The 13,504-nt window shown below is 69.0% G+C and carries 14 protein-coding genes; 12 read left to right on the forward strand and 2 right to left on the reverse strand.

Going from position 1 to position 13,504, the window contains the following annotated elements; translation table 11 throughout:
* Positions 1–209: 209 nt before the first annotated feature.
* The 12 genes from F3H57_RS09935 to F3H57_RS09990 are packed head-to-tail and all read left to right on the forward strand — an operon-like array spanning position 210 to position 11,575.
* On the forward strand, positions 210–869 hold the full coding sequence (locus F3H57_RS09935) for a cytochrome c3 family protein (RefSeq protein ID WP_149755745.1): 660 nt from the start codon (positions 210–212) through the stop codon (positions 867–869).
* Positions 857–3,583: a 4Fe-4S dicluster domain-containing protein gene (locus tag F3H57_RS09940; RefSeq protein WP_149755746.1), complete on the forward strand. Its 2,727-nt coding sequence runs from the start codon at positions 857–859 to the stop codon at positions 3,581–3,583. Before F3H57_RS09935 ends, F3H57_RS09940 begins: the two co-directional genes overlap by 13 nt.
* Positions 3,580–4,914: an NrfD/PsrC family molybdoenzyme membrane anchor subunit gene (nrfD, locus tag F3H57_RS09945; protein WP_149755748.1), complete on the forward strand. Its 1,335-nt coding sequence runs from the start codon at positions 3,580–3,582 to the stop codon at positions 4,912–4,914. Before F3H57_RS09940 ends, nrfD begins: the two co-directional genes overlap by 4 nt.
* Complete coding sequence (locus tag F3H57_RS09950; RefSeq protein ID WP_149755749.1) at positions 4,911–5,423, forward strand: DUF3341 domain-containing protein; 513 nt, start codon at positions 4,911–4,913, stop codon at positions 5,421–5,423. The genes nrfD and F3H57_RS09950 overlap by 4 nt, the downstream gene beginning before the upstream one ends.
* Positions 5,420–5,962, forward strand: coding sequence for a c-type cytochrome (locus tag F3H57_RS09955; protein WP_149755750.1), 543 nt, complete (start codon positions 5,420–5,422; stop codon positions 5,960–5,962). Before F3H57_RS09950 ends, F3H57_RS09955 begins: the two co-directional genes overlap by 4 nt.
* Positions 5,955–6,971, forward strand: coding sequence for a hypothetical protein (locus F3H57_RS22185; protein WP_188129650.1), 1,017 nt, complete (start codon positions 5,955–5,957; stop codon positions 6,969–6,971). The genes F3H57_RS09955 and F3H57_RS22185 overlap by 8 nt, the downstream gene beginning before the upstream one ends.
* The gene (locus F3H57_RS09965) at positions 6,964–7,290 is read left to right on the forward strand and encodes a hypothetical protein (protein ID WP_149755751.1); all 327 of its coding nucleotides are present in this window, start codon (positions 6,964–6,966) and stop codon (positions 7,288–7,290) included. Before F3H57_RS22185 ends, F3H57_RS09965 begins: the two co-directional genes overlap by 8 nt.
* Positions 7,287–8,015 (forward strand): thioredoxin domain-containing protein, encoded by a 729-nt coding sequence (locus F3H57_RS09970; protein WP_149755752.1) that lies wholly within the window; start codon positions 7,287–7,289, stop codon positions 8,013–8,015. Before F3H57_RS09965 ends, F3H57_RS09970 begins: the two co-directional genes overlap by 4 nt.
* The gene (coxB, locus tag F3H57_RS09975; RefSeq protein WP_149755753.1) at positions 8,012–8,953 is read left to right on the forward strand and encodes a cytochrome c oxidase subunit II; all 942 of its coding nucleotides are present in this window, start codon (positions 8,012–8,014) and stop codon (positions 8,951–8,953) included. The genes F3H57_RS09970 and coxB overlap by 4 nt, the downstream gene beginning before the upstream one ends.
* Complete coding sequence (gene ctaD / locus F3H57_RS09980; RefSeq protein WP_149755754.1) at positions 8,950–10,632, forward strand: cytochrome c oxidase subunit I; 1,683 nt, start codon at positions 8,950–8,952, stop codon at positions 10,630–10,632. The genes coxB and ctaD overlap by 4 nt, the downstream gene beginning before the upstream one ends.
* Positions 10,629–11,258, forward strand: a complete 630-nt coding sequence (locus F3H57_RS09985; RefSeq protein ID WP_149755755.1) for a cytochrome c oxidase subunit 3 — start codon at positions 10,629–10,631, stop codon at positions 11,256–11,258. The genes ctaD and F3H57_RS09985 overlap by 4 nt, the downstream gene beginning before the upstream one ends.
* On the forward strand, positions 11,258–11,575 hold the full coding sequence (locus F3H57_RS09990) for a cytochrome C oxidase subunit IV family protein (protein ID WP_149755756.1): 318 nt from the start codon (positions 11,258–11,260) through the stop codon (positions 11,573–11,575). The genes F3H57_RS09985 and F3H57_RS09990 overlap by 1 nt, the downstream gene beginning before the upstream one ends.
* A 12-nt stretch (positions 11,576–11,587) precedes the next feature.
* On the opposite strand, the gene F3H57_RS09995 is transcribed toward F3H57_RS09990, so the two are convergent.
* Positions 11,588–11,782, reverse strand: coding sequence for a DUF2783 domain-containing protein (locus tag F3H57_RS09995; RefSeq protein ID WP_149755757.1), 195 nt, complete (start codon positions 11,780–11,782; stop codon positions 11,588–11,590).
* A 5-nt stretch (positions 11,783–11,787) separates the two neighbouring features.
* On the reverse strand, positions 11,788–13,413 hold the full coding sequence (locus F3H57_RS10000; protein ID WP_149755758.1) for an FAD-dependent oxidoreductase: 1,626 nt from the start codon (positions 13,411–13,413) through the stop codon (positions 11,788–11,790).
* Positions 13,414–13,504 lie beyond the last annotated feature (91 nt).

Here is a 13,504-nt window from a genome sequence, read left to right on the forward strand (position 1 = left end):
ATCGCCGGTCCGGGGGGCGGCCCGGCGATGCGCGGCGGCCTTCGGCGTCCACTCGCCACTGGATCGTCGTTCGAGCGGGCGATTTTCGAACCCGCACCACAGCGCGCCCGCTCCACCTGCCTACGCGAGAAAAAATTCAATCCGTTTGCAACCATTTTCACGCCGATTTGTTAGCTCGGGAGTCACAATAAGAGCCAGCAGGGACACGCATGAGCCAGATCTTCGGGCGAGGAGCGAACACGGCCGCGCGCATCGCGCTCCCGTCGCTCGTGATCGTCCCGGTGCTGATCCTGGCCACGCTGATCTTCTTCCGCTGGACCGACTACGTCACCGGCGAGGACCGCATCGTCGACCAGCCGGTCGCCTTCAGCCACCGCCACCACACCTCCGAGGTCGGCATCGACTGCCGCTACTGTCACACGTCGGTGACGGAGGAGGCGAGCGCCGGCCTGCCGCCCACCAAGACCTGCATGACCTGCCACAGCCGCCTGTGGTCCGAGGAAGAGATGCTCCAGCCGATCCGCACGAGCTGGGTCACCGGCGAGCGTCTGCGCTGGAACCGCGTCCACGACCTGCCCGACCACGTCTACTTCAACCACTCGACCCACGTGACCAACGGCGTCGCCTGCACCCAGTGCCACGGCCCCGTGGGCGACATGCGGCTGATCGGCCAGGAGGCGCCGCTGACGATGGGCTGGTGCCTCGACTGCCACCGCGACCCCGGCCCGAATCTCAGCCCGCCAGAGGAGATCTTCGCCCCCATGCCGACCCGCCGTGCCAAGATCGACGCCGCGGCGATCCATGCGCTCTTGCGAGACTACGATATCGAGGCCGGAAACCTGACGGATTGCACCACATGCCACCGATGAGCGCGCCCCCGGATCTTCGCACCGGCACCGAAGGCGTCGACCGCCGCGGGGCGCTGAAGCTCTTTGCCGCCGGCGCCGCGGCACTTGCCACAGGCTGCCGCCCGCAGGAACAGATGCTGCCCTATGTGGACATGCCCGAGAGCGGCGCGTCGAGCGACGCCGCGTTCTTCGCCACCGCCCTGCCGCTGGCGGGCGCCGCCCGCGGCGTGCTGGTGGAGAGCCACCAGGGCAAGCCGACCAAGGTGCACGGCAACCCCGACCACCCGGCGAGCCTCGGAGGCACGGACGTCTTCGCGGAGGCGGAGCTGCTCGCGCTTTTCGATCCCTCGCGCTCCACCAGCCCCATCGCGGGCCAGGCGCCGGTGACATGGTCGGCGGCTGCGCAGCGGCTGCGCGCCGCGGCCGGGCCCGGCACGGCGCTTCTGACCGGCCCCGTGGCCTCGCCGACACTGGCCCGCCAGATCGGCGCGCTCCTGGACGAGGTGCCGGGCCTGCGCTGGTTCACCGAGCGGCCGGCGCAGCCGGCGCTTGAGGTGCAGGCCGGCCCCGGCGCGATGGACCGGATGCAGCTCTGGCCCGATTGGGACCGCACCGATGTGGTGGTCACGCTCGGCGCCGATCCGCTCGGCCCCGGGCCCGGACAGGTGGCGCTGACCCGCGGCTGGTCGCGCAGCCGGCGCAATCGGCGCAGCGCCGCCCGCCTCTTCGCGTTCGAGCCGGTACCGACTCTCACCGGCACCAAGGCCGATTACCGCATGGCGGTCCGGCCGGAGGATCTGCCCGGCATCGCCGAGGCCCTGCGCGCGGCGCTGGACGGCGGCAGCGACGTACCTGCGCCGGTGGCCCGCGCGGCCGAGGCGCTTTCTGCCGCACCCGGCCGTGCGGTCGTTCTGCCGGGACCGGACCTGCCCATCGAGACGCAGGCGCTCATCGACGAGATCAACCGCACGCTCGACGCGCCGCTCGCGCGACTCGCACCCGCCTGGCGCTGGCCCTCGCTCGCGCAGGAGGACGCCGGCGCGCTGACCGACGCCATCGCCTCGGGCGAGGTGGAACGACTGGTGGTCCTGGGCGCCAACCCCGCCTACACCCTCGGCGAAGCCTTCGAGGAAGCCGCGCGCGACATCGAGATCCTGCATTTCGGCGAGCGCCGGGACGAGACGGCGGCGATGGCGGCGCTGCACGGCCCGCTGCACCATCCGCTCGAGGACTGGTCGGACCTGCGCGCGCTCGACGGAAGCGCCGCGCTCGTCCAGCCGCTGATCGAGCCTTTGCACGAGACCCGCTCCGCCCACGAGGTGGTGGAGATGCTGCGCGGGCGCACCGGCACCGGCCCCCGCGCGCTGGTGCAGGAGACCTGGCGCGCAGAGTGGGGCGAGGATTTCGATGCACGCTGGCACGAGGCGCTCAGCCGCGGCGTGATCGAGGGCTTTCCCGTCGGCACCGTGTCCCCGGACTGGCCGGCCGATACCGCCGTCTCCGAGACCCCCGACGGCGCCTTCGCGCATGTGCGCCAGCTCTCGACCTCCGTCCTGTCCGGCGAATACGCGCCGAACGGTTGGCTGCAGGAATGCCCCGCGCCGCTGACGAAACAGGTCTGGGGCAACGCCGCCAGCTTCGCGCCCGTCGATGCCGAAAGACTTGGCATCGAAGAGGGCGACACCGTGGTCCTGCGCGGCGGAGGCACCTTCGCACGCCTGCCTGCGGTCATCCTGTCGGGTCAGGCCGAGGGCACTGTGGGCACCACTCTCGGCTACGGGCGCAAGGCCGCCGGCGCCATCGGCAGCGGCGTCGGCATGAACACCGCCCCGCTCGGCCCCCGCGTGGACGTGGAGCGCGTCGACGGCGGCGCCGAACTCATCCGCACGCAGCGCGAGTTCGGCCAGCACGACCGCGACCTTCTGCGCAGCGTCACCGATGCAGAGGCCGGGCTCGAAAGCGAGCACCACCAGCCGGCCAGCTTCTACCGCGAGCGCGACCATGACAGCCCGTCCTGGGGCATGGTGATCGACACCGACGTCTGCTCGGGCTGCAACGCCTGCATGATCGCCTGCCAGTCGGAAAACAACGTGCCCGTCGTCGGCCCCGAAGAGGTCGCGCGCGGGCGGCACATGCACTGGATCCGCATCGACACCTACGATCTGCCGGGCGAGGATCGGCGCGGCTTCCAGCCGGTGCCCTGCATGCATTGCGAAAAGGCCCCTTGCGAGCCTGCCTGCCCGGTCGCCGCCTCGGTCCATGACGAACAGGGGCTCAACGCGCAGGTCTACAACCGCTGCGTCGGCACACGCTTTTGCCAGGCCAACTGCCCCTACCAGGTGCGGCGGTTCAACTTCTTCGACTATTCCGACAGCCAGGCCTATGCCGATCTCGGCGCCGACCTGCTGCAGGCGATGCGCAACCCCGACGTCAGCGTGCGCGGCCGCGGCGTGATGGAGAAATGCACCTATTGCGTCCAGCGCATCGAGGCCGCGAACCACGCCGCCTCGCGCGAGGACCGGCCCATCGCGGACGGTGAGGTCGTGACCGCCTGCCAGTCCGCCTGCCCGGCCGAGGCGATCACCTTCGGCGACGTCACCGACCCCGAAAGCGCCGTGAGCCGCGCCAAGGAGAATCCGCGCCACTACGCGCTCCTTGAACATCTCGGCACCCGGCCTCGCACCACCTACCTGGCCCGCGTCGCCCCCGGCGCCGAAGAGGACGAGGGCGCATGAGCGAGGCCTACATCCCCGACGCGCGCCCCGGCGCGATCACCGCGGATGTCGCGGACCCGATCCTGAAGCGGGGGCCCGGGCGGATCTGGTGGATCTGCCTCGTCGTCTCGCTCGCCCTCACCGGGCTGATGGTCGTCAGCCTCGTCGTGCTCGTGACCGGCGGCATCGGCATCTGGGGGATCAACACCTCGAACGTCTGGGGGTTCGCGCTCGTCCACTACGTCTGGTGGATCGGCATCGGCAACGCCGGCACGCTGATCTCCGCGATGCTGCTGCTGACCCGGCAGCACTGGCGCACCTCGATCAACCGATTCGCCGAAGCGATGACCTTGTTCGCCGCCTGCATCGCCGGCCTCTTCCCGATCTTCCACCTCGGGCGGCCGTGGCTGTTCTACTGGCTGGTGCCCTATCCCAACACGCTCGGCCTCGTGCCGCAGTGGCGCAGTCCGCTGGTGTGGGACTTCTTCGCCATCGCCAGCTACATCCTGTTTTCGCTGATGTTCTGGTACACCGGCGCGATCCCCGATTTCGCCACGATGCGCGACCGCGCCAAGGGCAAGATCGCGCAGATCGCCTATGGCATCCTCGCGCTCGGCTGGCGCGGGTCGGCGCGGCACTGGAAGATCTGGCAGAGCTATTACGGCGCGATGGCGGCGATGGGCGTGCCGCTCGTCGTCTCCGTGCACTCGGTGGTGGGCATGGATTACGCCGCGGGCATCGCGCCGGGCTGGAACGTGTCGATCTACCCGCCCTATTTCGTCGTCGGCGCGATGTTCTCGGGCTTTGCCGTCGTCGTCGTGCTCGCGGCGATCTTCCGGCGCGCGCTCAATGCCGCGCACATGATCACCGACCGGCATTTCGACGTGATGGGCAAGATCCTCCTGACCGGGTCGCTGATCATGACCGTCAGCTACGCAACCGAGTGGTTCTATGCGTGGTACTCGGGCGAGCACGCCGAACAGCGGGTGGTGGCCGACCAGCTCTGGGGCGACTTCTGGCCGATCTACTGGGCGATGCTGCTGGGCAATTGCATCTTCCCGCAGCTCTACTGGATCCCGAAGATGCGCACCAACCTCACGGCGACGATCCTGATCGCCATCGGTATCAATTTCGGCATGTGGTTCGAGCGGGTGGTGATCACGGTCATCCCGCCCGCGCGCGGCTTCCTGCCCTCGCAATGGTCGTTCTACTGGCCGACCTTCTGGGACTGGTCGCTGTTTCTCGGCACGCTGGGCTTCTTCACGCTGCTCTTCACGCTGTTCCTGCGGGTGATCCCCGCCATCTCCGCCCACGAGATGAAGGAGCACCTGGGCGAGGAGAAGCGCACATGAGCCGCAAGCTCCTTCTCGTCTTCACCGAGGTCGCGCCGATGGTCGCGGCAGTGCGGAGCCTCAGGGGTGAGGGCGTCACCGGCCTGGATGCGCACACGCCTTGGCGGGTGCCAGAGATCGAGAACGCTCTGGAACCCGATGGCCCGGGCGTGCGCCGGGCAATGCTGATCGGCGGCGCGCTCGCGGCCTCCGCGACCTTCGCGTTCCAAGCCTGGTCGGCGGTCTGGTTCTACCCGCTCGACATCGGCGGGCGGCCGCTGTTTTCCTGGCCCGCCTTCGGGTTCGCGACGTTCGAGATGGCGATCCTAGGCGCGGCCGTCACCGGCTTCGTGACGATGATCCGGCGCTGCGGGCTGCCGCGCCTCAACCACCCGTTCTTCGCCACGGCAGAGACCGAGGCGGCGACCGACGACACGCTCTACCTGTCGGTGCCGGAGGCAGCGGCGCCCGACCGACTGCGCCTGTCGAAGCTCTCCGGGCTGCAGGGCATCGTGGAGGTGGACGGATGAACCGCCTGCCCCTCGCCCTTCTCGCCCTCGCCGCGCTCGCCGCCTGCCGGGAGGAGGACTCTTCCCTGACGGACCAGCCCAAGCTGGAGGCGTGGGAGACGAGCGCGATCTGGGCCGACGACGCGGCCGCGCGCCCCTGGCCCGAGGGCGTCGTGCGCCGCGATGCGCCCGCGCCCGGCGCGGAGATGACACCGCCCGAGGTGGACGCCGCGCTGCTCGCCCGCGGCCGTGAGCGGTTCGACATCTTCTGCAGCCCGTGCCACGGCCTGACCGGCGCCGGCGACGGCCGCGTGGTGGAGCGCGGCTTCCCGCAACCACCCTCGCTTCTCAGCGCGCGGCTGCGGGACGCCCCGGCAGAGCATTTCGTGCGCGTGATCGCCGAGGGTTACGGCGTGATGTTTCCATACGACGACCGCGTGCCGGCCCCCGATCGCTGGGCCATCGCCGCCTATATCCGCGCGCTGCAGGCGGCCGAGCCGGACGTGGCCGAGGACAACCCCGCGCGGGCGCTCGTCCCGGTGGGAGGCGCCGATGGCTGAGGTTCCGAGCGTGCCCCGCGCCACTCCGATGCGGATGGCCGCACTGGCGGTGCCGGCGGCGATCCTCGCGGTGATCCTGGGGATCTTCGAGCCGGCGGCGCTCGCCTCGGGCTTCCTCGTGGCGTGGGTGACGTGCCTGTCGGCCTGCATCGGCGCGGGTGTCTGGCTACTGATCGCGCAACTGACGGGCGGGGTGTGGCCGCTGGCGGGCGGCGCGACGCTGCCGGCGCTGTCACGGATGACGCCGCTCGTCGCGGTGCTGGGGCCGATCGTGTTCCTGTGCGGCCCGATCCTCTACCCGTGGTGGCACGAAAGCGAGGGGCTGCGCGGCGAAATCTACCTCGTGCCGTGGTCGTTCGGGCTGCGCGGCGCGGTGATGCTCGCGCTCTGGGCGCTGATCGGCTGGCTGGCGCCGCGCCGGCCCGGCGCGCCGGTCTCGGCGCTGCTGCTCACCGGCTACGGCATCACCGTCGGGATCGCGGGGCTCGACTGGATCCTGTCGCGCGATCCGCACATGCTGTCGACCGCGTTCGGGATGCTGCTGGCGGCGATGCAGCTCGGCCTCGCGCTGGCGGTCTGCGCGATAAGGGGACTGGACACCGCGACGCCGCGGGCGGTGGCGGATTGGGGCGGGCTGATGCTCGCCACCTGCCTCGGGACCTTCTACCTCTCGGCGATGCAGTTTCTCGTCAGCTGGTCGGGAAACCTGCCTTACAAGGCCGAATGGTTCGGCGCGCGTACCGACGGCATCGGCACCTTCGTCATCGTCGCGGCCTTCCTGCTCGGAATATTGCTGCCGTTCGGGACCCTGATCGCCACGCACCGGCGCGGATCGGCGCGGGCCCTGCGGGCCGTGGGCGGCAGCATGGCCGCGGCGGTCTTCCTGCACATGCTATGGCTGACCGAGGGCGGCGGGATGCACGTCGCGCTCGTCGCTGCCGCGGCGGTGCTGGGCGCGGTCGCGGGCCTGATCTGGCCGCTGCTGGAGCGGAGGGCCGGAAATGGATGAACTCAGGACCCCCGATTTCCCGGTCCGCTGGGTGCTGATCACGATCGTCGCCGGTTTCGTGCTCGTCGGCGCCGTGGTCGGAGTGATCACGCTGACCTATGGCGGCGCGCGCCCGTCCTCCTTCCCGCAGCCGTCCGACCTCGGTGCGCCGCGCCTGGAGACCGAACCGGTCGCCAATCACGAGGCATGGCTGGCCCGCCAGCGCGCGCTCCTGAGCGGCGCCGAGGGCCGCACGCCAATCACCGAGGCGATGGAGGCGATCGCCGCCCGCGGCGCCGAGGCCTACGCGCCCCTGCCCGCCGAGGGAGGCGCGCAATGATCCGGGTCTGTCTCTCCCTCGCGCTGATCTGCCTGGCCCTGCCGCTGCGCGCGGGGCTCACCCCGGCCGAGCTCGACACGGTGCGCGCCGATCCGCCCGAAGGCGCAAGCGTCGAGCTCGGGACCGACCAGCCGACGGTGCTGATCTTCGCGGATTACGATTGCGGCGCGCTCTGCGATGCGATCCTGGCGCAGACGGCCGAAACGCTGTCCGGCACGGGCCTGACGCTCGGCGCGGACTACGCGCTGGTCGTCGTCGGCATCGACCCGCGCGACGGCCCGGGCGCGGCGCAGAGCTTCGTCGAGGCGCAATCCGGCGCGCTGGCCGCCCAGAGCATCGACACACGAACCCCGGACGAGACGACGCTCTCGGATCTGACGCAGGCGCTCGGCTACACCTACCGCTTTGATGCGGAGAACGACCGTTTCGCCCATCCTTCCGCCCGCTACGTGCTGACGGCCGACGGCCAGGTCTCCCGCGTGCTGCCCGCCTTCCGCGCCGCGCCAGAGGACCTGCGCCGCGCGCTGATCGAGGCCGGAGAGGGCCGGATCGGCGGGATCGCGGAGCGCATCGCGCTGGCCTGCTACGGCTTCGACCCTGTCACCGGGAAATATTCGCTGTCCATCGCGCGCGCGGCGACCGCGGGGGGCATCGCAAGCACGCTGCTCGTCGCCGGCGGTATCGCCATCGCGCTGCGCCGCGAACGCAGAAAAGGAGCGACATGAACCGCGCCGCCCTGCCCGACCAAGCTTCCACCCAGGCCGTCGCCTTCGACCAGCTGTTCTGGACGATGGTCGGCTTCTCGGTCTTAATCGTGCTGCTGGTCGGCGCGCTGATCTTCGTCTTCTCGCTGCGCTTCCGCGCCAGGACCGGCGTGCCGCGCAAGAGCGTGGCGGTGCTCGAAAGCCGGCGGGTGGAGATCTTCTGGACCGCCGCCACCGCCTTCTTCGCGGTGTTCTTCTTCTGGTACACCTCCACCGTCACGCTCGACACCGTAGAGGCACCGCCCGACGCGATGGAATACCACGTCGAGGCGAAACAATGGATGTGGAAGACGCGCCACCCCTCGGGCGTGCGCGAGATCAACGCCATGCACGTGCCGACCGGGCGGCCGGTGACGGTGTTCCTCAACTCGCAGGACGTGATCCATTCGTTCTTCGTGCCCGCCTTCCGGATCAAGAAGGACGTGGTGCCGGGCCGGACCTCCACCGTCTGGTTCGAGGCGACGAAGCCGGGAACCTATCCGCTGTTCTGCACCGAGTATTGCGGCACCAACCATGCGGTGATGACCGGCGAGGTTACGGTGATGACCCCCGCCGATTACGCCGCCTGGCTGGAGACGCGGGCCGAGGGCGAGACGCTCGCGGCCACCGGCGCGCGGCTCTTCACCGAGGCCGGCTGCTCGGGCTGTCACGCGGAGGCATCGCAAGTGCACGCCCCGGACCTGTCGGGCCTCTTCGGCCGCGACCGGCCGCTGGCGAACGGTGACATCGTGACGGCCGACACCGCCTATATCCGCGATGCGATCCTGCTGCCCGAACGCGACATCGCCGCCGGCTTCGAGCCGATCATGCCGAACTTCACCGGCATTCTCGAGGACGGCGAGGTCGAGGCGCTCGTCGCCTATATCCGCACGCTGGGACAGGAGGGTCTGGGGCAATGAGCGCGACCGACGCACACGGCCATATCGAGCAGGAGCCCGACTATCTCGGCGCCGGGCACAGCATCCGGTCGTGGCTGCTGACCACCGATCACAAGCGCATCGGCATCCTATACCTCGGCACGCTGATCATCTTCTTCCTGATCGGGGGCGCGGCGGCGACCTTCATCCGGCTGGAGCTTGCGACGCCGGAAGGTGATCTCGTGACGGCGGACACCTACAACCGGCTCTTCACGCTGCACGGCGTGATCATGGTGTGGTTCTTCCTGGTGCCGGCGGTGCCCTCCACCCTGGGCAACTTCCTACTCCCGCTCGCCATCGGCGCGCGCGACATGGCGTTCCCCAAGCTCAACCTCGCGAGCTGGTACATCAACCTCGCCGGCGGCGCGCTGGCGCTGGCCGCCCTCTTGCTCGGCGGGGTCGATACCGGCTGGACGTTCTACACGCCCTATTCGTCGCTCTATTCCAATTCCTACGTTACGCTCGCCGCGCTCGGCGTTTTCATCGCCGGGTTCTCGACCATCGCCACCGGCCTCAACTTCATCGTGACGGTGCACACCCATCGCTGCGAGGGGCTGACGTGGATGCGCCTGCCGCTCTTCGTCTGGTCGCTCTACGCCACCTCCATCGTCATCGTGCTCGCGACCCCGGCACTGGCCATCGCGCTTTTGATGGTGGTGATGGAGCGGCTCTTCTCGCTCGGGCTCTTCGACCCGGCGCAGGGGGGCGATCCGATCCTCTTTCAGCACATCTTCTGGTTCTACAGCCACCCGGCGGTCTACATCATGATCCTGCCCGGCTTCGGCGTGGTGACCGAGGTGCTGACCTGCTTCTCGCGCCGCAAGGTCTTCGGCTACGAGGCGATGGTGTTCGCGATCCTCGGCATCGCGCTTTTCGGGTTTTTCGTCTGGGGCCACCACATGTTCGTGTCGGGCCAGTCGGCCTATGCGAGCCTGATCTTCTCGCTGCTGTCGTTCCTCATCGCGATCCCCTCGGCGATCAAGGTGTTCAACTGGTCGGCAACACTCTATGGCGGGCACATCACCTTCGAGGCCTCGATGCTCTACGCGCTCGGCTTCGTCGGGCTCTTCACGCTCGGCGGGCTGACGGGGCTGTTCCTGGCCTCCATCCCGATCGACGTGCACATGCACGACACCTACTTCGTCACCGCGCATTTCCATTACATCATGGTCGGCGGCATGGTCTCGGCCTTCTTCGCCGGCCTGCACTTCTGGTGGCCGAAGATCACCGGGCGGATGTATTCGGAACTCTGGGCGCGGCTCGCGGCCCTGCTGATGTTCCTCGGGTTCAACTTCACGTTCTTTCCGCAATTCATCCTCGGCTACATGGGGATGCCGCGGCGCTACCATTCCTATCCGCCCGAGTTCGAGATGTGGAACGTGCTGAGCTCGGCCGGCGCTGTGATCCTTGCCGTCGCCTATCTCATGCCGATCGTCTATTTCAGCGTCTCGCTGCTGCGCGGGCCGCGGGCGGGGGACAATCCCTGGCAGGCGCGCGGGCTGGAATGGCAGACCTCCTCGCCGCCCCCGCGCGAGAATTTCGGCCCCCTTCCGGTCGTCACGCGCGAGCCCTACGACTACCACGCCGCCGACGAAGAACCGACGGCGCGCGAGGGCGAGCTGAACTTCCCCACCCGGTCCGAGACGGAGTTCCGCGAATGAGCGAGGCCCTGCACGAACCGTTCGAGGATATCTCCAAGCAGCGCAGCGCCGAGCAGGCGGGGATCTGGATCTTCCTCGCCTCCGAGGTGATCTTCTTCGGCGGCCTGTTTCTCGGCTACGCGGTCTACAGGTACCGCTACCCCGACGGCTTCGCGCAGGCGCTCGCGGAGACCAACCTCACCCTCGGCGTCGTCAACACGATCCTGCTGCTGTGTTCGAGCGCGACCATGGCGCTGAGCGTCTGGGCGGGGCACGCGGAGATGCGGCGCCTCGTCGTCCTCGGTCTGAGCGCGACGCTGCTGCTGGGCTGCGGTTTTCTCGGCGTGAAGGGGTTCGAGTATTACGAGGACATCCACCACCACCTCGTGCCCGGCCACCCAGAATTTCCCGTGGAGACCATCGGGGCGGAGATGTTCTTCAGCCTCTACTGGGCGATGACGGCGCTGCACGGGGTGCACATGGCCATCGGCCTCGGCCTCATCGGCTGGACGATCCTCGCGGTCCGGGGCGAGCGCCTCGCCTGGCGCGAGACGGCGCATCTGCACGTCGTGGGGCTTTACTGGAACCTCGTGGACATGGTGTGGATCTTCCTCTTTCCGCTGCTCTATCTCGTGGGGCGCATGTGATGGCAGAGCACTCCGCAGCCCCCCTGATCCGCAAGGCCGCGTGGCTCGCCCTCGTGATGCTGCTTCTGATGGCGTGCTCGGTCGTGTCTGTCCTGATGCTGGACGGCTGGCTGGCCGTGGCCGTGCCGCTGGCGGTCGCCGTGCTCACCGCGACCATCGTGGCGCTGGCTTTCATGGAGGTGCAGAAGGCCGACGTGGTAAGCCAGATTTCCGCCGGAGTGGCGGTCGCCTTCCTCGGCATCCTCTTCGCGCTGACCTTCGCGGACGAGCTGACGCGCGCCCATATCCCGCCGACCTTCGAGGGCGCGGGCGAGTAGGACGCCGCTGGGCTAGCGGTCAGGGCGCGCAGCGGCGTCGAGTGCCTGTTTCAACACCTCCCGGTCGCCGATGTGATTGCCAAGGATCAGGATGAGGCGCGCGTTGAAGGCGTGGCTTTCCGCCTCGCTCAACCCTTCGTGGGCGGCGAGAAGATCGCAATAGACGCCGTCGGGATCGGACAGGTTGGGATCGAGCGTCAGGGTCATGTCGGTCACTCCTTTGCGCAGGCGTGGTGCAGGGCCGCGCGAACGGCGTCCGCCTCGAAAACGTCCCACCGCGCGGCGACATGCTGGTCGGGTCGGATCAGGTAGACGCCCGACGAGGCATCCCCGAGATAGCGCTCGGCGAGCGCGCCGGCGGGGCTCTCCGAGGTGGACAGCGCCAGGCGCGTCGCGGTGATGCCGCCGTCCTCCACCGCCTCCGGCGCGTCCGCGTCGATCGTCAGGAGGGTGAAATTGGTGCCGAGCCGCTCCAGCAGATAGCCATCTGCGACTGGCGCGTCGGGACATGGCGCACCGGGCCGCGTCCGCGCCGGGCCACCGGTGAGCGCATCTGCCCCGTTGAGCGGCCCGGCGTCGTAGCTGCACGGCACCGACAGCCGGCCCGAGTTCACCAGAGGCCGGGCGAAGGCGTGCCGCTCTGCCAGGTCCAGCACCGCGTTCCGGAAAAGATGGCTGATCGCCGATTTCGGTGTGATGAAATCGGTGGAGCGCGTGGAATTCAGGATGTTCTCGTCGGCGCCGTGGCACCGCTCCGCGCAATAGGTGTCGAGGAGGCTCTCGGGGGCCTTGCCCGCCACGACGAGGCCGAGCTTCCAGCCGAGGTTGTCGACGTCCTGGATGCCGGAATTGGCCCCACGCGCCCCGAAGGGCGACACCTGGTGCGCCGCGTCACCGGCAAAGAGGACCCGACCGTGGCGGAACCTCTTCATCCGCCGGCACTGGAACGTGTAGATCGAGGACCAGACGATCTCGTACTCCACGCCGTCACCGAGCATCGCGTCGAGCCGCGCGCGGATGTTCTCTTCCTTCAGCTCCTTGGCGCGGTCCACGTCCCAGCCGATCTGGAAGTCGACGCGCCAGATGCCGTCCGGCTGCTTGTGAAGAAGGCAGGACGCGCCCGAGGACTTGAACGACGGCTCGAACCAGAACCAGCGCTCGGTCGGGAAATTGGCGCTCATGCGGATGTCGGCGATCAGGAAATTGTCGGTAAAGACCCTTCCCTCGAAATCGAGGCCCATCATCTTGCGCAAGGGAGACCCCGCGCCATCGGCTCCGATCAACCAGTCGGCGGCGACGCGATACGGCCCCTCGGGCGTCATCACGTCGAGCAGAACGTGGTCGTCTCGCACCTCGGCCGCGTCGACCCTGTTCTTGCCGCGGATCTCGATGGGTGCCCCCTGCGTCTGCGCCTCGCGGACCCGCTCGACGAGGAAACGCTCGAAATATGGCTGCTGGAGGTTGATGAAGGCCGGGAACTTGTGCCCATCCTCCGGCAGGAGGTTGAATTCGAACACCTTGCGGTCCTCGTGGAAGACCTTGCCGAGGTTCCACACCACGCCCTTGCCCAGCATCGGCGCCGCCGCGCCCCAGCGGTCGCAGATCTCGAGCGTGCGCTTGGCAAAGCAGATCGCGCGGGAGCCTTGGCCGATCCCCTCGTGATCGTCGAGCACGACGACCGGGATGCCCTGCAGGCCGAGGTCGAGCGCGGTCGCGATCCCGATCGGGCCACCGCCGAGCACGACGACCGGATGCCGGACCGGCGCGCCCGCGTCCTGGTCGGCGCACTTGGCGTATGGATAGAGCTTGAACGCCAGGCCGTAACGGTCGTCCAGCATCCCCGTTGTCCTCCCTTGGAATGCCGGGGCCGGCCTGCGACCGGCCCTCGGGCCTCTCGTCATGACGGGCTTTGCGCCCGTGATCCCCGCA

Source organism: Roseivivax sediminis, assembly GCF_900112685.1.
In the GTDB taxonomy this organism is placed as follows: Bacteria; Pseudomonadota; Alphaproteobacteria; order Rhodobacterales; family Rhodobacteraceae; genus Roseivivax; species Roseivivax sediminis.